Annotated in this window: 16 protein-coding genes; 14 read left to right on the top strand and 2 right to left on the bottom strand. The window is 46.8% G+C overall.

Annotation, left to right across the window (positions count from 1 at the left end; genetic code table 11):
- Positions 1-440, top strand: a 440-nt coding sequence (locus KSW37_RS06980) for a PD-(D/E)XK nuclease family transposase (protein ID WP_217313831.1), incomplete at its 5' end; no start/stop codon positions are given.
- Positions 441-699: 259 nt separating this feature from the next.
- On the opposite strand, the gene KSW37_RS06975 is transcribed toward KSW37_RS06980, so the two are convergent.
- Complete coding sequence (locus KSW37_RS06975) at positions 700-4,896, bottom strand: translocation/assembly module TamB domain-containing protein (protein WP_217313830.1); 4,197 nt, start codon at positions 4,894-4,896, stop codon at positions 700-702.
- A gap of 352 nt (positions 4,897-5,248) precedes the next feature.
- Between KSW37_RS06975 and KSW37_RS06970 the strand changes: the two genes are divergently transcribed.
- From KSW37_RS06970 to KSW37_RS06935, 8 genes are all read left to right on the top strand, one after another.
- Positions 5,249-6,604 (top strand): Na(+)-translocating NADH-quinone reductase subunit A, encoded by a 1,356-nt coding sequence (locus KSW37_RS06970; protein ID WP_217313829.1) that lies wholly within the window; start codon positions 5,249-5,251, stop codon positions 6,602-6,604.
- A gap of 82 nt (positions 6,605-6,686) precedes the next feature.
- Complete coding sequence (locus KSW37_RS06965) at positions 6,687-7,844, top strand: NADH:ubiquinone reductase (Na(+)-transporting) subunit B (protein ID WP_217313828.1); 1,158 nt, start codon at positions 6,687-6,689, stop codon at positions 7,842-7,844.
- An 18-nt stretch (positions 7,845-7,862) separates the two neighbouring features.
- Complete coding sequence (locus tag KSW37_RS06960) at positions 7,863-8,465, top strand: FMN-binding protein (protein ID WP_217313827.1); 603 nt, start codon at positions 7,863-7,865, stop codon at positions 8,463-8,465.
- 12 nt (positions 8,466-8,477) lie between these two features.
- A complete protein-coding gene (locus tag KSW37_RS06955) occupies positions 8,478-9,104 on the top strand; it encodes an NADH:ubiquinone reductase (Na(+)-transporting) subunit D (protein ID WP_217313826.1) in 627 nt (208 codons plus the stop codon).
- Position 9,105: 1 nt separating this feature from the next.
- Positions 9,106-9,729: an NADH:ubiquinone reductase (Na(+)-transporting) subunit E gene (gene nqrE, locus KSW37_RS06950; RefSeq protein ID WP_117664010.1), complete on the top strand. Its 624-nt coding sequence runs from the start codon at positions 9,106-9,108 to the stop codon at positions 9,727-9,729.
- Positions 9,730-9,747: 18 nt separating this feature from the next.
- Entirely contained in the window at positions 9,748-11,022 is a 1,275-nt protein-coding gene (gene nqrF, locus KSW37_RS06945; protein WP_022121847.1) for an NADH:ubiquinone reductase (Na(+)-transporting) subunit F, read from the top strand.
- A 131-nt stretch (positions 11,023-11,153) separates the two neighbouring features.
- A complete protein-coding gene (locus KSW37_RS06940; RefSeq protein WP_217313825.1) occupies positions 11,154-12,734 on the top strand; it encodes a capsule assembly Wzi family protein in 1,581 nt (526 codons plus the stop codon).
- Between the two features lie 21 nt (positions 12,735-12,755).
- Positions 12,756-13,214: a lipocalin-like domain-containing protein gene (locus tag KSW37_RS06935; RefSeq protein WP_217313824.1), complete on the top strand. Its 459-nt coding sequence runs from the start codon at positions 12,756-12,758 to the stop codon at positions 13,212-13,214.
- 262 nt (positions 13,215-13,476) lie between these two features.
- Here the strand turns inward: KSW37_RS06935 and KSW37_RS06930 are convergent, their stop codons facing one another.
- Positions 13,477-15,465, bottom strand: a complete 1,989-nt coding sequence (locus tag KSW37_RS06930; RefSeq protein ID WP_217313823.1) for a fructose-1,6-bisphosphatase — start codon at positions 15,463-15,465, stop codon at positions 13,477-13,479.
- A 176-nt stretch (positions 15,466-15,641) separates the two neighbouring features.
- On the opposite strand from KSW37_RS06930, the gene galE reads away from it, so the two are divergent.
- The 5 genes from galE (at position 15,642) to KSW37_RS06905 (ending at position 19,747) form a co-directional block, all read left to right on the top strand.
- A complete protein-coding gene (gene galE, locus KSW37_RS06925) occupies positions 15,642-16,679 on the top strand; it encodes a UDP-glucose 4-epimerase GalE (protein WP_144150875.1) in 1,038 nt (345 codons plus the stop codon).
- A gap of 165 nt (positions 16,680-16,844) precedes the next feature.
- Entirely contained in the window at positions 16,845-17,162 is a 318-nt protein-coding gene (locus KSW37_RS06920; protein WP_217313822.1) for a T9SS type A sorting domain-containing protein, read from the top strand.
- A 219-nt stretch (positions 17,163-17,381) separates the two neighbouring features.
- A complete protein-coding gene (locus KSW37_RS06915; protein WP_217313821.1) occupies positions 17,382-18,737 on the top strand; it encodes a L,D-transpeptidase family protein in 1,356 nt (451 codons plus the stop codon).
- A 20-nt stretch (positions 18,738-18,757) separates the two neighbouring features.
- Complete coding sequence (locus tag KSW37_RS06910) at positions 18,758-19,300, top strand: RNA polymerase sigma factor (RefSeq protein ID WP_217313820.1); 543 nt, start codon at positions 18,758-18,760, stop codon at positions 19,298-19,300.
- A gap of 57 nt (positions 19,301-19,357) precedes the next feature.
- A complete protein-coding gene (locus tag KSW37_RS06905) occupies positions 19,358-19,747 on the top strand; it encodes a hypothetical protein (RefSeq protein ID WP_217313819.1) in 390 nt (129 codons plus the stop codon).
- Positions 19,748-19,799 lie beyond the last annotated feature (52 nt).

Genomic DNA, 19,799 nt, shown 5'->3' with positions numbered 1-19,799 from the left:
AGTTCAACAAACCCCTGGAAGAACTGGATACGCTCTACGAGAAGTGGCTCTATGCACTGAAGAACCTCTATAAGCTTACCCAGCGTCCGAAGGAGCTGTGCGACAAGGTTTTCGACCGCCTCTTCGAGGAAGCTGAGATAGCCAAGTTTACTCCGCAGGAAATGAGGGAGTACGAGACCAGCAAGATGGCATATCGCGACATCAAGAATTCCGTAGACACCGCTAAGCGTGAAGGCATAGCTGAGGGTAAGGAAATTGGTATGAAGGAAGGTATGGCGAAAGGTAAGCAAGAAGGTCTTGCGGAAGGTATGGAAAAAGGTATGAACCAGAAAGCCCTGGAAATAGCTGAGAATATGCTGGCAATGGGACTTTCAGCCGAACAGGTTGCCAAGGCTACCCAGCTGCCTTTAGAAATCATTAAGAATCTGAGCAATTCATAAAAAACAGAAAGCGGAGATGTAGATTACGAATATCACCATATAATCAAGGGTCTATACGCCACCTTTTCATCGTGGCATATAGACCACTCAACATTCAACAATCTCTAACATTATCGGAATTTCTATATTCTGTTTCCTGATTTTGAAAAAGTGTACGAGTTCGTACACAATCTTAACTGGACTCATATTAGGCGACTGCTATCTGAAAATAAAAAGAGGGTGAGTCATCTGGTTATGACACACCCTCTTTTTTTGTCTTTTATTTCTTTTTCTTCTTCTTTTTGATGCCGAAGAAATCGCGCCAGCCGTTAAAGTCCTTCTTCATGATCAAACCTAAACCTTGCGTGTTCAGACTGTTGCGCGTAAAATAGCGGTCGTTGGTCTGATTGTACATGCGTATGGCGAGGTTGCCGTTAGGGAAGATGAGGTAGCGGAGGTCAAAATCGCCGATGAAACTCTGCGTGGCATTCGGATTGTCACGATAACCGAACTGACCATTGAAGAGCAAACGGTTGTTGAGCAGCTTGCCGCTCAGAATGCCCTCATACTCGGCATTGTTGAAACCTTCATCGCCCGTGGATATGTTGGCTCCGAAATTCCAGTTGTTGCTCTTCACCACGTTGGAAAGTACGGTGTTGAGCTGCTGCGAGATGGTGCCGCTCAACAGACTCTGCATCGCAAGCGATGTCTGACTCTGCTGTTCGCCATCCTCGTTCACCTGGTTGTTGTTGGTCTGAGCGTAGAATCGGCCGATGCCCAGAAGATAGAGCACCTGCTGGTTCATTTCTTCCTGAGAATTGATGATCGAATATATCATCTGCTTCGCATCGCTGTTAACCGTAGGCAGGTCCATGGAGAAATCTACCTTTGGCGATTGAGGCGTGCCGGTGATGTCCATCAGACAGTCTACGCGGATGTTGTTGCCCGAGAACGAACGGCCGATGCGAAGGTCGCTCAGCGGCACTCCGTTGACGGTATATTTTGCTCGCAGGTTGAGTGGGGCATTGTATGGGTTGCCACCGAAGGCAATGGTTCCGCCAGGCATGAACTCGAACTCCTTCTTGATGAGATTCTGAATGGTGAGCTTGTAGGTGCCATGATCAACCACATAGTTGCCAAACATATCGAACGAGCCCTTGTTGAAGTAGTTGGCGCGAATCACGCCATCGCCGTTGAGGGTGATGTAATCGCCCGACTGCTCATCCATCATCAGCTTGAGCGTTAGGTTCTGGTTGGTATTAACTAGGAAATTGATGCGCATATCTGATTCGAAATCGATGTCATCGTCCACCTGCTTGGTGGTTGAAGGGTTCTGCAGACTGTCCATGATATCCGGCACAATCTCATGCCAGTGGATAAAACTCTTGTCGCTGATGGCGTCCGGACTTGCCACATTATATACAAAGATGCTGCCCGGTTCCGGCTCTGCCTTGATGTCGATGACGGTTTCGCTGCTCTTGCCGTGAATGCCCACATCGCCCGTGGCATAGATAGTGCCATAGAAGGTGTTGTCACCAAACTCGCGGGTGTCGAAGCCCAGGAAGTTGTGTGCCTTGATATCGAGGTCATAGCTCAGCCTGGTGAGGTGCTTGTGGTGGATGCCTCCGCTCAGGATGGCTATGTTGCGGTTGCGGTCGAAGATGGTATCATTCTCTATGAGGATATCATCTGGGATAGCGTGGGCATGGAGCGCATCGAAGGTGTAATCGGTGTTGAGCTGCTTGAGGTGTACCTTGCCGTGAGCGGTAAGGTCGCCCACGAGATTGATGTTTTTCAAATCGCCCACCACGTTGAGATGGCCATCGCTCCAGGCTTCTACCTGATTCATGAAACTGCCGCAGAAATTCTCAAGGAATTTCATGCTGGTGCCCTGAGCATCAATACCCAGGTCGATATAGTTGCGCTTAGGCGAGACATATCCGTTGATGAGTGTCTGATGCTCAGGACCATCATCGGCAACTGCATGAATGTCAATCTGTTCGAGCTCTTTGTTGAAGTTGACTCCAGCATGGAGCACACCGAGCGGACCGTTTTCGAAGGTAAACTCCTTTACATCCAGCTGGGCGTAGGCATCCGGGTCGTTGAACAGACTCTTTACTACCGCCTTGCCCGAAACTTTGCCGGTGAAATCTACCGAATGGAAATTGATGAGGTTCAGCACGTATGCTACATCTACATCCTTCAGATCAGCTACGATAGAATCGGTCTTCTCGGGTGTAGCGAGACCCGAAACGATGACGTGCTGCTGATCGTGGCTCACGGCAAAATGGTCTACCAGCAGACGGTTCTTACTGTAGATGATGTCGGAAGGATGAACCTCCCAAGGTGTGCCGTCGATTCTGATTTCAGACGGATGTATGCTGACGTGGGCGGTAGAAACATTGTCCTCGTTCTTGAAGAACTGCGCCCTCGCATCGATGTTTCCCTGGATAGGGAGTTTTGCCGAATGGTTGTTGTAGAAGAGCTTGGCGAAGAGATGATTGTCGGCAGCGGCTGCTTTTACGTGGATAGCCGGACCGTTATCGCCCCATTTGCCCTGTCTGATCTGCGCATCTACCTTGAGCGAATCGTTGATGGTGTGCAGGCGCACTTTGGCTCCATGATAGTCTTTGCCGCCATAGTTGAAGCCAGGTACGTTGGCGTAGATGTTGACGGTTTTCTCTGCATCGTTCATGAATCCGTCTGCAAAGACAGGCTGCTCTATCTGCAGCGGAATGCCCAGCATGCGCTGCAGAATCTCGGTAGAGGTGATTTCTGCCTGGAAGGTGAAATGGTTCTTCGCACTCCTGTCTACCTTGCCAATGCCCGGAAGGGTTGGCAGCTTGCTGGCTACCAGGTTGGTGAAACTCTTGGCGAGGGTAGCGTAATCGTACTCTCCGTCAACATGTATGCTGGCGAACGGGGCTTCGAGGTCGAAATAGCTGTCCCTGCCCTGGTTCTTGGCACTTACGGTGATGTCATCGAGACTGTAGGTCTTGTCAGAAACCTTCAGTCCCAGGATGGTTGGCAGCAGATGCTGTACATGGGCTGTTGCGGCATACTGCTTGCGTGGAATGGAGTAGGAGCCTTCTACCTGGATGTTGGCGTTAGGGTCGGCGATGGATGCGAGTCCCTCTACCAGTCCCTGCTTATAGCTTCCGTCTATCTGAATGTTGCGGTAGCTGTACTTGTTGAAATCGAAGCGCGGAATGCTGCCCTTGGCGTAGAAATGCTGCTTGTTGCCGTGAGCCGAAAGCGAGGCTGCCAGGATGCCAAACTGCCTGTTGTCGAGGATGCGGCCCAGGTTGATGCCCTGGGTATTGATGCTTGCCTTGAGCTCATCGCCAGCTTTTTCGGCCTTGATGGCTACTTCGCCCACACCGGTCTTCAGCTGGCCGCGGGTGCCTGCTTTCTTGCCTGCACCATAGACTTCACCTATATAATATATGTCGCCTAAGCGTAACACTTCTTTCGGAATGCTGATGCGTTTGCCCAGATTCCTGGAAACCTCTCCGATGCCATCACCGGATATCTTGAGGGCTGAAATGTTGGCCTTCCAGCGCAGCATACGGTCCCAATCGCTCACACGGCCGTTTGCCCGGAGCAGCAGACTGCCGCTCTGAGTCTTGAACTCGAGGTCATGGATGCGGGCTGAGGTGCTGGTGCCCGAGAACTGGAGATGAAGTTGCAGGGCGTCCTTGAACTTGCTGAACTCAGGAACGAAGCAGGCAATATCTGCAAGCGTGATGGTGGACGGCTTGATGCCGCCCTGAAACTGGAGTGTAGGCTTCACGATATGCTTGTTCTCGATGCGGTAGGTTGCGCGCAGGTCGTTGAGCTGCAGCTGGGAGTGGGGAAGTTCGATGCTGAAGTCTCTGAGCAAGGCTTGCTGCTGGTCAGCATCGAGTTTAAATCTCAGATTCTTGAGTTGAAGTCCTGATTTATCCTTCAGCGCTATCTTCTTGACTATCAGATGGATATCTTTATCGGTAAGATGACTCAGGATGATGTGGGCAGAGAGGTCTCTGATGCCTAGATGCTGCGGCGAGAAGACGCCTGGCTTAGGCGCAATATCGTGCTGGTTGTAGGCAACGGCACCATGACGGATAATCAGGCTTCCGATGTGCAGGTCGAGCGGAGTGTGACGGGTGGTATCTTTCGAAGCCAGCGAATCGAGCACGAACTGGATGTTCATCGGGCTCTTGGCATCCTGCTTGTAGATGTTGGCGTTGAGACCGAAGAGCTGGGCTGATGAAACCGAAATCTTGCCATCCTTGAGCGGCAGGAAATCGAGCTTGGCAGATACGCGCGAAGCACAGATCATGCTATCGCCTTTCTGGTCGAGCATCATGACATCATCTATAATAATGCGGTTGAAGAAGCCCAGGTTCACCTTTCCGATACTTACCTGAGTGCCGAATTTCTGAGCCAGCGCACCGGCTACTTCAGAGCCGATGAAGGCCTGTACTGGTGGCACGTGCAACAGTACGACAAGCAAAAAATAGACAGCTGCCAGCGTCCATATAATGCTATTGATGATATGTTTTAAATGTTTCAGAGTTGCTTTCTCTAGTTTACAAAAATGTTACTAATTTGAATTTTGCGACAAAATTACGGAAAATTCGGCATAAAATCGAATAATTCACACAATTTTTCTTTTTTATATCACTTTTTTTCATTATTTTTGCAGCACGTTAGAAGTTTCAGCATAGAAGTAGATAAAATATATGTTTTATGGCAGATGGCCAGTATAGCGTCTTGATGAGGGCGCTGACGCATATATCTTGAAGTGATTAGTAAGTTTATATTTAATATTTTTTAATGTAGTTATGGCAAATGTAATTAAGTTACGTAAAGGCTTGGACATTAACCTTACGGGTAAGGCTTCCAAGGATGTAACGCTCCAGGTGGCTCAGGCTGGCGAGTATGCGCTGGTTCCTGCGGCTTTCGTGGGTGTGACTCCTAAGGTAGTGGTACGCGAGGGCGATCATGTCAATGCCGGAGATGCCTTGTTTGTGAACAAGGCTTGCCCGGAGGTGAAGTTTGCCTCGCCAGTGAGCGGTGAAGTAACCGCCATTGAGAGAGGGGAGCGCCGAAAGGTGCTCTGCGTGAAGGTGAAAGCCGACGCAGTACAGACCTCTACGGATTTTGGTAAGAAAAACGTTGATGCATTAGACGGTGAGGCTGTCAAGCAGGCGCTGCTTGAGGCTGGTCTCTTCGGATACATCAACCAGTTGCCTTATGCCGTGTCCACAACTCCTGACACCAAGCCTAAGGCAATTTTCGTTTCCGCTCTCCGCGACATGCCGCTCGCTGCTGACTTTGAGGTTGAACTCGAAGGCAACGAAGAGGCCTTCCAGACGGGTTTGACAGCCTTGAGCAAGATTGCGAAAACTTATCTTGGCGTTGGCGTTGACCAGCACAGCAATGCGCTCGGCGAGGCTAAGAACGTAGAACTCAATGTCTTTGACGGTCCTTGCCCAGCCGGTAATGTAGGCGTACAGGTGAACAACATCGACCCTGTAAACAAGGGCGAGGTGGTTTGGACAGTTGATCCTGCATCGGTTATCTTCTTCGGAAGACTCTTCCTTACAGGTAAGGTTGACCTGCACAAGACTGTGGCTGTGGCTGGTAGTGAAATCAAGACTCCTGGCTATGCAGAAGTACTGGTGGGTGCACCTTTAAGCAGTTTTGTAGCCAATCAGCTGAAAACTACTGACCATGTGCGACTTATCAATGGTAATCCTCTTACAGGTGTAAAGACAACTGTAGCCGATTTCGTAGGTGGTCATACGTCAGAGATTACAGCTATCCCAGAGGGTGATGACAACGACGAGATGCTGGGTTGGATTCTTCCACGTACCGATCAGTTCTCTACATCGCGTTCATATCTCTCCTGGCTCTTCGGCAAGAAGAAGGAGTATAATCTCGATGCCCGCGTGAAGGGTGGCGAGCGCCACATGATCATGAGCGGCGAGTATGACAAGGTGCTCCCGATGGACATCTATGGTGAGTATCTCATCAAGGCAATCATCACCGGCGATATCGACAAGCAGGAGCAGCTCGGTATTTACGAGGTAAGCCCTGAAGATTTTGCTGTGGCTGAGTTCGTGGATTCATCCAAACTCGAATTGCAGAAGATTGTACGCGAGGGTCTGAACACCCTGCGCAAGGAGAACGCTTAGTTTTAGTTTACAGTTGACAGTTTATAGTTGATAGCAATGCTGCTAAACCCCTATAAACTTTTAACTATTAATTATTATAATAATGAGTGCATTAAGAAATTATCTCAATAAGATAAAGCCTAACTTCCAGAAGGGAGGTAAGCTGCATGCCTTCGAGAGCGTGTTTGACGGTTTTGAGAGCTTCCTGTACGTGCCTAATACGACAGCGAAGAGCGGAGCCAGCATCCACGATTCCATCGACTCGAAGCGCATCATGAGCTTTGTGGTAATCGCCCTGATTCCTGCATTGCTCTTCGGTATGTATAATGTGGGATACCAGAATTTCAAGGCTGCAGGCACACTGGATGCTGCCAGCTTCATCGAGGTCTTCGGCTTCGGATTCCTGGCTGTCCTTCCTAAGTTGCTGGTTAGCTACATCGTGGGTCTCGGCATCGAGTTTGCCTGGGCTCAGTGGAAGCACGAGGAAATCCAGGAGGGTTACCTCGTCAGCGGTATCATCATCCCATTGATTATTCCTATCTCTACACCGTTGTGGATGCTCGCCCTGGCGTGCGCCTTCGCAGTTATCTTCTGCAAGGAAATCTTCGGTGGCACCGGTATGAACATCTTCAATGTGGCTGTAGGTGCCCGTATGTTCCTCTTCTTCTCATATCCATTGGCTATGAGTGGTGATAAGGTTTGGGTAGCTAAGGACGCTATCTTCGGTCTGGGTAACACCCTGCCTGATGGCTTCACAGCTGCTACTCCTCTCGGTCAGCTGGCTCAGGGCAGCATGCCTTCAGCTAGTCTCTGCGATTCTATCCTCGGTTTCATTCCTGGCTGTATCGGTGAGACTTCAGTCATCGCCATCGCCATCGGTGCCATCATCCTTCTCTGGACAGGCATCGCATCCTGGAAGACCATGGGTTCAGTATTTGCAGGCGGCATCGTGATGGCGCTTATCTTCCAGGCTCTCGGTATGACTCCTATCGCCTGGTATGAGCACATCGTGCTGGGTGGTTTCTGCTTCGGTGCCGTGTTCATGGCCACCGACCCTGTAACCTCTGCCCGTACCGAGAAGGGTAAGTACTTCTACGGATTCTTCATCGGTGCCATCGCCGTTATCGTACGTGTGATGAACCCGGGTTATCCAGAGGGTATGATGCTCGCTATCTTCTTCGGCAACATGTTTGCTCCACTCATCGACTACTGTGTAGTTCAGGGCAACATCTCACGCCGTGCTAAACGTGCTATTAAATAATGTAGGAGGAATGTAGATATGAAGACAAATTCAAATAGCTATACTATTATCTATTCGGTTATCATCGTGGTAATCGTGGCATTCCTGCTCGCGTTTGTGTCTTCTTCACTGAAGGCAACACAGGATGCCAACGTGGCTCTTGATACTCAGAAGCAGATTCTGAACTCCCTGAACCTGCGCGACCTTGACAACGCAACTGCGGCTGCCAAATATAAAGAGGTGGTGAAGGATGAGAAGGAGAAAGACGGCATGAAGTATTACGAGTGCGAGATTGATGGTCAGAAGAAGACTGTTTTCTCTGTAAAGGGTATGGGTCTTTGGGGCGGCATTTCAGGCTTCATCGCCGTGGATGCTGACAACAACACCATCTATGGCGTATATTTCAACCACGAAGGCGAGACAGCCGGACTCGGTGCTGAAATCAAGGACAACTTGAAGTGGCAGCAGAAGTTCCAGGGCAAGAAGATTCACAAGGATGGAGTAGAGGGCATCGCTCTGGGCGTTGAGAAAGACGCTCCTGCCAGCGACCCTAACAATGTGGATGCCGTTACCGGTGCTACATTGACATCCAACGGTGTGGATGCAATGCTCAAGGAAGGTCTTGCTAAATTCATTAAATAATTAAGCGAAATTATGGCATTATTTAGTAAACAAAATAAGGAGGCATTCATCAAGCCACTGAACGGCGACAACCCTATCCTCGTCCAGGTGCTTGGTATCTGTAGTGCCCTGGCTGTTACTTCTCAGATGAAGCCAGCCATTGTGATGGGACTTGCCGTTACTATCATCACGGCATTCTCTAACGTGATTATTTCCATCATCCGCAACACCATCCCTCAGCGCATCCGTATCATCGTCCAGTTGGTGGTAGTTGCTGCCCTGGTTACCATCGTGAGCCAGGTGTTGAAGGCTTTCGCCTACGACGTGAGCGTGCAGCTCTCTGTGTACGTGGGTTTGATCATCACCAACTGTATCCTGATGGGTCGTTTGGAGGCGTTCGCCATGATGAACAAGCCTTGGCCTTCATTCCTCGATGGTGTAGGTAATGGTTTGGGTTACGCCCTCATCCTCGTGATTGTGGGTGCTGTTCGTGAGTTCCTGGGCCGCGGCTCTTTGCTCGGTTTCCAGCTGATTCCAGAGGGAGCTTACAACTTCGGATATGTTAACAACGGTATGATGACCATGCCAGCCATGGCATTGATTCTCGTTGGATGTGTAATCTGGGTACATCGTGCCTATATTTATAAGGAGGAGAAGTAAGATGGAGCACGCAATAAGTTTGTTTTTCCGTTCGATTTTCGTCGATAACATGATCTTCGCCTACTTCCTGGGTATGTGTTCATACTTGGCAGTATCCAAGAACGTGAAGACCTCTTTGGGCTTGGGCTTGGCAGTAACCTTCGTGTTGCTCATCACCGTGCCTGTAGATTACCTGTTGCAGACCAAGGTGCTCAGCGCCGATGGCATTCTGGGTGTTGACCTCACTTACCTGAGCTTCATCCTCTTCATCGCCGTCATCGCCGGTATCGTGCAGCTGGTCGAGATGATTGTAGAGAAGTTCTCACCATCGCTCTATGCAGCCTTGGGTATCTTCCTGCCATTGATTGCCGTAAACTGTGCCATCATGGGTGCCTCTCTCTTCATGCAGCAGCGCATCCTGATGGATCCTGCCAATACTCAGGCTATCACCTCTGTATGGGATAGCATCGTTTATGCCGTAGGTTCCGGTTTGGGTTGGACTCTCGCCATCGTCCTGATGGGAGCCATCCGCGAGAAGATGCAGTATTGCGACGTGCCAAAGCCATTGCAGGGACTCGGCATCACATTTATCACAGTAGGCCTCATGGCAATGGCTATGCTTTGCTTCTCAGGCTTGAAAATCTAAAATAGGAGGACTATAGATATGGGTAATACATCATTTATATTGGCTAGTATCGGAGTTTTCCTCGTGGTGATTCTCCTGCTGGTTATCATCCTGCTCGTGGCTAAGAAGTATCTGAGCCCTAGCGGAAATGTAAATATCGAAATCAATGGCGACAAGACCATCAACGTGCCTCAGGGCAGCAGTTTGATGACTACGCTGAATGAGAACGGCATCTTCCTGCCTTCTGCCTGCGGCGGTAAGGCAAGCTGTGGCCAGTGTAAGGTTCAGGTGCTCGAGGGCGGCGGCGAGATTCTCGATTCAGAGAAGCCTCACTTCACCCGCAAGCAGATTAAGGACCACTGGCGTCTGGGATGTCAGTGCAAGGTGAAGGGCGACCTGAAGATCAAGGTGCCTGAGAGTGTGATGGGCGTGAAAGAGTGGGAGTGCGAGGTTATCTCCAACAAGAACGTTTCATCATTCATCAAGGAGTTCAAGGTGGCATTGCCTCCAGGCGAGCACATGGACTTCGTTCCGGGTTCTTACGCTCAGATCAAGATTCCTGCATACGACTGCATCGATTATGACAAGGACTTCGATAAGGATCTCATTGGCGAGGAGTACATCGGAGCATGGAAGAAGTTCAACATTCTTTCCTTGAAGGCTCACAACCCAGAGCCTACCGTTCGTGCTTACTCTATGGCGAACTATCCTGACGAGGGTGACATCATCACCCTGACCGTACGTATCGCTACAACTCCATTCTTGCCACGTCCACAGGTAGGATTCCAGAACGTACCAACAGGTATTGCTTCTTCTTACATCTTCTCATTGAAGCCAGGCGACAAGGTAATGATGAGTGGTCCTTACGGCGACTTCCATCCTAACTTCACATCGGGCAAGGAGATGATCTGGATTGGTGGTGGTGCCGGTATGGCTCCATTGCGTGCTCAGATTATGCACATGACCAAGACCCTGCACACCACCGACCGTGAGCTTCACTTCTTCTACGGAGCGCGTGCATTGGGTGAGGCATTCTTCCTGGAAGACTTCTGGGAGCTTGAGAAGGAATTCCCTAACTTCCACTTCCATCTTTCACTCGACCGCAAGGACCCAGTGGCAGATGCTCAGGGCGTGAAGTACTACGAGGGATTTGCTGTTAACTGCATCCGTGACACCTACTTGAAGGATCACGAGGCACCAGAGGATTGCGAGTACTATCTCTGCGGACCTCCAATGCTGATCAAGACCGTTACCGATTATCTCGATTCTCTCGGTGTTGATCCAGAGAGTATCATGTACGATAACTTCGGATAAAACGATAATAAAATCAAAGAGCAATGCTTGTTTTCCAAAAAGAGAGGCAAGTGTTGCTCTTTTTATTTTCCGAAAGAGATGCAATATTTTGAAGAGACTTACGTTATTATCTTTAAAGAATCAATTTAATTATGAGCAAAACAAGAATTGTACAATGCTTCGCACTCTGTATTTGGGGTATTCCTGCTATGGCTCAATATATGTGGCAAGAGGGTAATGACTCAGAGAAAACAGATCTTGGGAAAGGTATAGAGTATGGTGTTGAGATGCAAGGTTCGTTTTCGAATGGTAAAACGCCTCTGTGGCTTAACGCAAATAAACATGGATTAAGTTCTTTAGAGAAGAATAACGGTTATCTCAGGGGAAGTTTGGTTCGTCCACTCTCTGTTGATTCTGCTCGTCGCTGGGCAGTTGGCTATGGAGTGGATGTGGCTATTCCGGTAAACTATACAAGCGATGTTGTAGTACAGCAGGCTTATGTAGAGGCTCGATGGCTTTATGGTGTGCTGACAGCGGGTGCTAAGGAATATCCGATGGAGATGAAAAATCAGTCGCTTTCCAGTGGAAGCCAGTGTCTGGGTATTAATGCCCGCCCGATACCTCAGGTTCGTCTGGCGCTTCCAGAATATTGGACGCTTCCGTTTGGTAATGGCTGGTTGCAGCTGAAAGGTCATTTAGCTTATGGTATGACTACAGATGATGGCTGGCAGCATGATTTCACGAAACGGCAGACTAAATATTGCGACCACATTCTCTATCACAGCAAGGCTGGTTTCTTGCGTATCGGCAATGAGAACGCTTTCTGTCCGCTCAGCATAGAAATGGGCTTGGAGATGGTTGCTCAGTTTGGTGGCAATGCGTATCGTCCAATAGGTGACAGTATGGTACAGATTCCTACCGAGAAAAATTTGAAAGGCTTCTGGCATGCGCTGTCGGCAACGGGCTCTGATGCAGGTGAAGGGGCTTATGCCAATGTTGCCGGCAACCAGTTGGGCAGTTGGCTGGTGCGTATCAATTATGATGCTGACAGATGGAAGGCTGCCATCTATGCCGATCATTATTTCGAAGATCATAGTCAGATGTTTCTTCTCGACTATAATGGATATGGTGAGGGCGCAGACTGGAATAAGAAAGTAAAACGCCGTTTCTTCATGTATTCGTTGAAGGATATCATGCTGGGCTTCGAACTGAATCTGAAGTATTCGCGCTGGCTGAAAAATGTAGTATTAGAGTATCTCTATACTAAATACCAGAGTGGTCCTTATAATCACGACCGTACATCGGGTATCGCAGACCATATAGCGGGTACTGATGATTATTATAACCACAGCATCTATCCTGGATGGCAGCATTGGGGACAGGTGATAGGAAATCCACTCTACCGTTCGCCTATTTATAATAACGACGGATGTATTGATATCAGAAACAACCGTTTCATAGCTTATCATCTGGGCTTCGATGGTCAGCCTGCTCAGCGGTTGGGCTATCGTATATTAGGCACCTATCAGAAAGGTTGGGGTACATATAGCAACCCGTTTACAAAAAAGCATCATAATGTAAGTTTTCTGGTAGAGGGTCATTACGATTTTCCACATCAATGGCAGTTGAAGGCAGGCTATGCGATGGATTTCGGAAGCGAAAAGATGCTGGGACATAATGCCGGTATGCAGATAACCATCAGTAAACGTGGATTGCTGACGAAAAATAAATAATAATAGGATAGAGTAGGAAATATGAAAAAGATAATAGGAATATTTTTCCTTGCCATGATGGTGTTCACTCTCTGTTCATGCGAGGTAGAAACAAGCCAGAATGGCGATTTGGATGGCTTCTGGCATCTGGAGCAGGTAGATACTCTAGCTACAGGTGGTACGTGTAGTTTTGCAGATAAGCGCGTGTTCTGGGGCTGCCAGTATAAGCTGATTCAGGTTTCTGATTATGATTATTTTAGTGATGGTAGAGGATTTTATCTCCGTTTTGAGCAAACCTCTGACAGCTTGCTGATTACATCTGTTTATCGTAATAAATGGCATGAAGATTATGGAGGCGATGTACTTCTAACCCAAATGAATGATTCTTTGCGTGCCTGTGGCATCAATCATCTGAATGAACATTTTGCCAAGGAGATAATGACAGGAAGCAAGATGCAACTGAAGAGTAAAACTCTGAGATTACGGTTCAGAAAATTCTGAAAAAAAGGAGGGTGTGTCATAAGTCACATCCAATACGCCCTGAAAGGGCAGAAGCACCTAGCCCAGGGCAGCGCCCTGGGTTTTAGAACAAATACAAAAAAGTCGCCCTGAAAGGGCAAAAGCTTTCAATTTCAAAGCTTTTGCCCTTTCAGGGCGACTTCGTTTTTACCAACTTTACCCAGGGCGCTGCCCTGGGCTAGGAGCTTTTGGGCTTTCAGCCCGTCCTCGGCTGCCATAATCAGGACTTATGACACACCCTCTTTTACTTCTTCCTTTCTGATTCCTTGATGAAACCATGTCGGTAAGCATAGAGAAGCTCCTTCAGGTCTTCTATCTGCTTACGGAGTTCGCAACCTATATCTGTGTCGGCTACCAGCATTCGGCGGTTCGACATTTCTACAATTTGTGTAATACTCTTGATGTCGGTACCTCGCTTGATAGCATCTTCCATACTCGTAAATGGTTCGTGCTGGACCAGCTGAAATCCGCGGGAGTGATATACTAAGGTGTAGCCGGCAATGCCAGTCTCGTTGTGGTAGGCTTTAGAGAAACCTCCATCGATAACCATCAGCTTGCCGTTTGCCTTGATAGGGTTCTCGCCCTTGGTTGTGCGAACGGGCACGTGCCCATTGATGATATGGCGGTTAGGACCGGTTACCCCAAACTCATCCATAATATGGTCGATAACCTGCTCGTTATCGCGCAACAGGAAGTAGTATCCCTTCTCTTCTTTATGAGTCTCCTTATCGGTAATGAAATAGCGCTCGAAGGTGGCCATCTTACTCTTGTCGAAGAGCGGACTGTCAGGACCGCACCATAGGTAGATGAAATAATCGATGGCATATTCCTTTTCGTTCGGATCAGAATCTGATTGGAAAGCCGTACGTATCTGCATGCCTGTATGATGCATCAAGGCTCTTCCGCTGAATTTCTTGCCTGGATAGATTTCTACCTCTTTTAATGAACCGTCTTCGTTGAGCGGACAGGATGCATGGAAAAGCAGGTTGTTGTTGAAGATAGCATACATACAACCATGCTGCAGCATAACCTTGATATGCTTGTGCAGCTTCTCGCAGACCATAAACGAATGATGCAGTTTATGAATCAGAATTTCCTCTTCTTCAGATAGTTTGTCTGGATTGTCCGGATCGATGGTAGGGAAGTGGCAGGAAGTCATGTCATACTCTTTTCCGTCAATCTCTACCTTACCCTTCTTGTAATCGATATGGTCAAAGAGACAGCGTCCTTTCATCTTCCATTCCGGGTGCTTCTTGAAGAGCTGGCTCTCTAATTTAAACTGGATGACAGCTATAGCCTTGTGCATCTGAGAGGTGAGCCGTTGGGTCTTTTCATCCATTGCAGCTGCACCTCCGCTGAGTTTAGGCAGAAATTCTTTGCATTCATCATCCTTGTAGGTTTCCATCGCAAAAGTAGCGAGCGGCACGAGGTTGATGCCATAGCCTTCTTCCAATGTCGAGAGGTTGGCGTATCGCAGGGAGAGACGGATCACATTACAGATGCAGGCATCATTGCCGGCAGCTGCTCCCATCCATAGTACATCGTGATTACCCCACTGGATGTCCCAACTGTGGTAGCGGCGCATCTTGTCCAAGATGATGTGGGCTCCTGGACCTCTATCGTAGATATCGCCCAGAATATGGAGCTGGTCGATAGCCAGGCGCTGGATGACGTTGGCTATAGCGATAATGAAATCATCAGCTCTGCCTGTGCTGATAATCGTATCAACAATGACATTGACATAGGCAGCCTTGTCATGATCTTCAGTATGCTCGTGCAAAAGTTCCTGGATAATGTAAGAGAAATCGCATGGCAGTGACTTGCGTACCTTGCTTCGGGTATATTTGCTGGAAACATCACGGCATACTGCCACCAGCTGGTGTAAGGAGATGTGGTACCAGTCATCGATATCTGGTTCATTCTGCTTGACGAGTTCCAGTTTCTGTTCAGGATAATAAATAAGAGTACAGAGCTCTCGCTTCTCCTGTTCGCGAAGGGTATTGCCGAAGAGTTCGTTTACCTTACGCTTGATATTTCCTGATGCATTTTTCAGAACATGCAGGAAGGCCTCATACTCACCATGGATGTCGGCAAGGAAATGCTCGGTACCCTTTGGCAAATTGAGGATGGCTTGCAGGTTGATAATCTCAGTACTCGCCTCTGCTATTGTTGGGAACGACTGAGAGAGCAACTGCAAATATCTCATGTTTTGTTCTACATTATAATGTTTCATGTTTTTTTCCATTTTCTTAGAGCCTTTTTACTATTTATCTTCTGCAAAGATAGTATAAATAATAGATAAAACAAAGGAAAAAAGTGTTTTTTTTGAAAAATCTTTCTGTTTTTCAGATTTTTGCAGTACTTTTGCAGAAGAAATAAAATAATTCTTCAAACTAACTATATTTGATTATGAAACAAACTATTCTTGTTACAGGTGGTACAGGCTTCATTGGTAGCCATACTACTGTAGAGTTGCAGCAGGCTGGCTACAATGTTGTTATTGTAGATGACCTCTCAAACTCAAAGATTGAAGTACTCGATGGCATTGAGAAGATTACAGGCATTCGTCCTGCTTTTGAGCAGGTTGACTTGCGCGACAAGGCTGCTACCGAGGCTGTATTCCAGAAGTATCCTGATATTGAGGGTATTATTCATTTTGCTGCCAGCAAGGCGGTAGGCGAGAGCGTACAGAAACCATTGTTGTATTATCGCAACAATATCGTATCGCTTATCAATCTCCTGGAACTTATGCCAAAGTATCAGGTGAAGGGTATCATCTTCTCTTCTTCTTGTACCGTTTATGGTCAACCGAAGCCAGAGAATTTGCCTGTAACAGAAGAGGCTCCTCATCAGAAGGCTACCTCACCTTATGGCAATACTAAGGAAATCAATGAGCAAATTATTGCAGATTATATCCATAGTGGTGCAGCCATCAAGAGCATTGTGTTGAGATATTTCAACCCTATCGGTGCACATCCTTCTGCAGAAATTGGTGAGCTGCCAAATGGTGTGCCAAACAATTTGATTCCATATGTTACTCAGACAGCTATGGGTATCCGCAAGGAACTCACTATCTTTGGTAATGATTATGATACTCCTGATGGGACCTGTATCCGCGACTACATTTATGTTGTAGACTTGGCAAAGGCTCACGTTGCAGCAATGGCACGTGTTCTTGATAAGGAAACAGAGCCTATTGAATATTTCAATATCGGTACAGGTAATGGAAACTCAACACTCGAGATTGTTGAGACTTTTGAAAAGGCTACTGGTGTAAAACTGAATTGGAAGTATGGTCCACGAAGAGAGGGCGATATCGAGAAGATTTGGGGCGATTGCACCAAGGCGAACAAGGTGCTCGGCTGGAAGGCTGAGGCTAAGCTTGAGGACGTGTTGGCTTCTGCATGGAAATGGCAGCAGAAACTTCGCGCTGATGGCATCATGTAAAGTGGTGGTTGTTTTAGAAAATAATGTGAATTAGGTTCTTTTTTCCTGATGAAAGGTTAAAAAAGCTAATTTTTAGGAAACTTATCGTCGGGAAGATGGTGAGTTTCCTTTTTTTTATATATCTTTGCAGAAAGAACAATAGGTTATAACGAAACTTGGAAATTTATGAGACGAACTTTACTTTCGATATTAGCAATTGCAATGTTTGCACTTTCTATACCTTCTGTTGCTATGGCTAACGAGGGGAATATAGAATGGGCAGACTTAGATGTGGCAGACATCAACTTGAACTATGCTGGTGGTGTGATGCATATCACAGGTGCTAGCGGACAGGTGGTGAGAATATATAATGTGGCAGGTGTTACAATTAAGACTTTCCGAATAGAAGGTAATGACAAGAGAGTAAACGTGCCGCTGGCTGATGGTATCTATATTGTAAAAGTGGGAAATAGCTTTACGCGCAAAATTTGCGTGAAGCATTAATGATATTGAAGAGGCCATAGAATGCCGTTAAACTTTAATCAGAAAGTGAAGTTCTTTCATACTTCGTTACTTATCATTTTTTGCTGTTTGATGTTCTGTTCTTGCCACGACAAAGTACCAAACAGCAATTTTCATTTATCGTTAGATGAGTTCAAAAACTCCCGTTCTTCGGCTTATGCTATTAATTCAAAGGTTATAAGAAATCTGTTGGATAGTATCATGCGAAACGACAAAGATCGTCATGCTGCCGATTTGCATACCCGTCGATATTACCAGAATAAAGGTAGTCTGCTTTGGATTACACGTCATGGGGTAAATAGTCAGGCTGACTCCCTGGTGACTTGCCTGCGTTCCGTAGCGGATATGGGATTTGATAAACGTCGGTTCTATGTGGATGCTATTGCCCGAGATATTGACAGGTTACGAGATTTAAAACTAGATTCAGCTGATAATCAGATTAATCAAGTGATAGCCCGACTGGAGTATCGCTTGACCAAGGCTTACTTCAGATATACGATGGGGCAGAATTTTGGATTTATGAATCCTAGTTTTGTTTTCAACCGTTTAGATACTCTTGCTCCCAATCCTTATGATAGTACCAAGCGACCTGTACGGTTCAGAGGTCTGTTTGATGTGAAAATGGCACATGCTGATGATGCATTTTTTCTTAAGGCTATGCAAATGATTAGATGTGACTCGGTGGCTTCCTTCTTGAAGGAAGTTCAGCCAAAGAATCCTTTCTATTATCAGCTGATGGAGAAATTGAAGGCTGGTGGCTTGAACAAAGCCATGAGAAATAAAATTCTCTGCAATATGGAACGATGCCGCTGGAGACAGTATGATAATCCTTGGCAACACGAAAAATACGTAGTCGTGAATATTCCATCCTTTCATCTGATGGCTATCGATCATCAGGATACGCTCTCGATGCGTATAGGATGTGGAGCTAATAAGACTAAGACGCCGATTTTGAACAGTCATATCAAACGTATGGAGCTGAATCCCCAGTGGTTTGTACCCCGTAGCATCGTTATCCATGATATGATGCATCGTGTGGGTAATCATGCTTACTTTCATTCGCGCAACTACTATGTGAGGGAAGTGGCAACTGGTAAGGAAGTTGATCTTAACAGGGTGACTCGTTCCATGCTTCTTTCTGGAGCTTACGGTATTGCACAGCGGGGAGGAAAGGGTAATGCTTTGGGAAGAATCATCTTCCGTTTTGATAATAATTTCTCGGTCTTCCTGCACGATACTAACAGCAAGGGAGTGTTCGGACGAGAAGATAGGGGCGTTTCACACGGATGCGTCAGAATAGAAAAACCTTACGATTTCGCAGTCTTCCTATTGGCTGATAAAAATAAGAAACTGAAGGAAAAAATATACTATTCGATGACCGCAGATTCGCTTGCCAATAAAAAACTTGTTGTGAGCAACGTTAAAGTGAATCCACAAGTACCTCTCTTCATAACCTATTATACGCTCTATCCGTTTGCGGGAGGCAGAATAGCTGAATATTCTGATGTGTATGGATTTGATGCGGTAATATTCGATATGTTGAGGAAATATCTATAAACAACACATTTATAAAAGCAATGATGAAGGATAAAGAACTTTTGGCGATGCTCAAGGATCCTAAGACCCAACGCGAAGGCTTTGCTGTAATGGTCAGGCAGTATAGCGAGTCGTTGTATTGGAAGGTTCGCCATATCGTTATAGATCATGATGATGCTGATGATGTGTTGCAGAATGCCTTTGTCAAGGCTTGGACCAATCTGGATTCGTTTCAGGGGAAGTCTTCGCTTTCAACATGGCTTTATCGTATAGCCGTTAACGAAGCGCTTGATTTCTTGAGACGCAAGAAACAAATGATTAATGTCAGTACCGAGGACGAACCGAGCTTAGCTTCTCGTCTTCTGGCAGACGATTATTTTGATGGAGACCAGATTCAGGCAGAATTGCAAGAGGCTGTAGCCCAACTGCCCGATGTACAGCGCACAGTTTTCACTCTAAAATATTATGATAATATGAAATATTCAGAGATTAGCAAGGTGCTGTCAACAAGCGAAGGCGCTCTGAAAGCTTCCTATCATCTTGCAGTGAAAAAAATAACCGATTTTTTCAATCGTAAGGATTAAACCTTTTAGGATATTTCTCGTCTATATAATAAAGTAAAAAAGAAAGGAATAAGATATATGTTAAAAGAAGACAATATATTAAATAGCCGTTTTGGTAAGAAAAACCATTTCCAGGTGCCGGCTGGTTATTTTGACCAGCTTACTGATAGGGTGATGGCAAATTTGCCGGAGCAGGAACCCCGCATCATTCACATGCAGCCTAGCCTGTGGCAGCGTATGCCGCTTAGAAAAATTGCAGCGGCTGTTGCTGTATTAGCTGTGATGGGAGGTGGCTCGGTCGTGGCGCTGAAATATATGGGAAGCAGCAAGCCTGCTATGGCCCATGTGGACCACATGGTTCAGAAAGGTGCTGTGAATAATAATGAGGATGCAACTTTTAATGAGATGGCCGATTATACGATGATGGATAATGAAACTATCTATGCATCGCTGATTGCAGAAAATTAATGGTTGGTATTTCTTTTTGTCTACAGATAAAGATTTAACAATAAAGATAAGG

The organism is Segatella copri (assembly GCF_019127135.1).
Classification (GTDB): Bacteria; Bacteroidota; Bacteroidia; order Bacteroidales; family Bacteroidaceae; genus Prevotella.
This window is presented reverse-complemented; position numbering and strand designations above follow the sequence as displayed.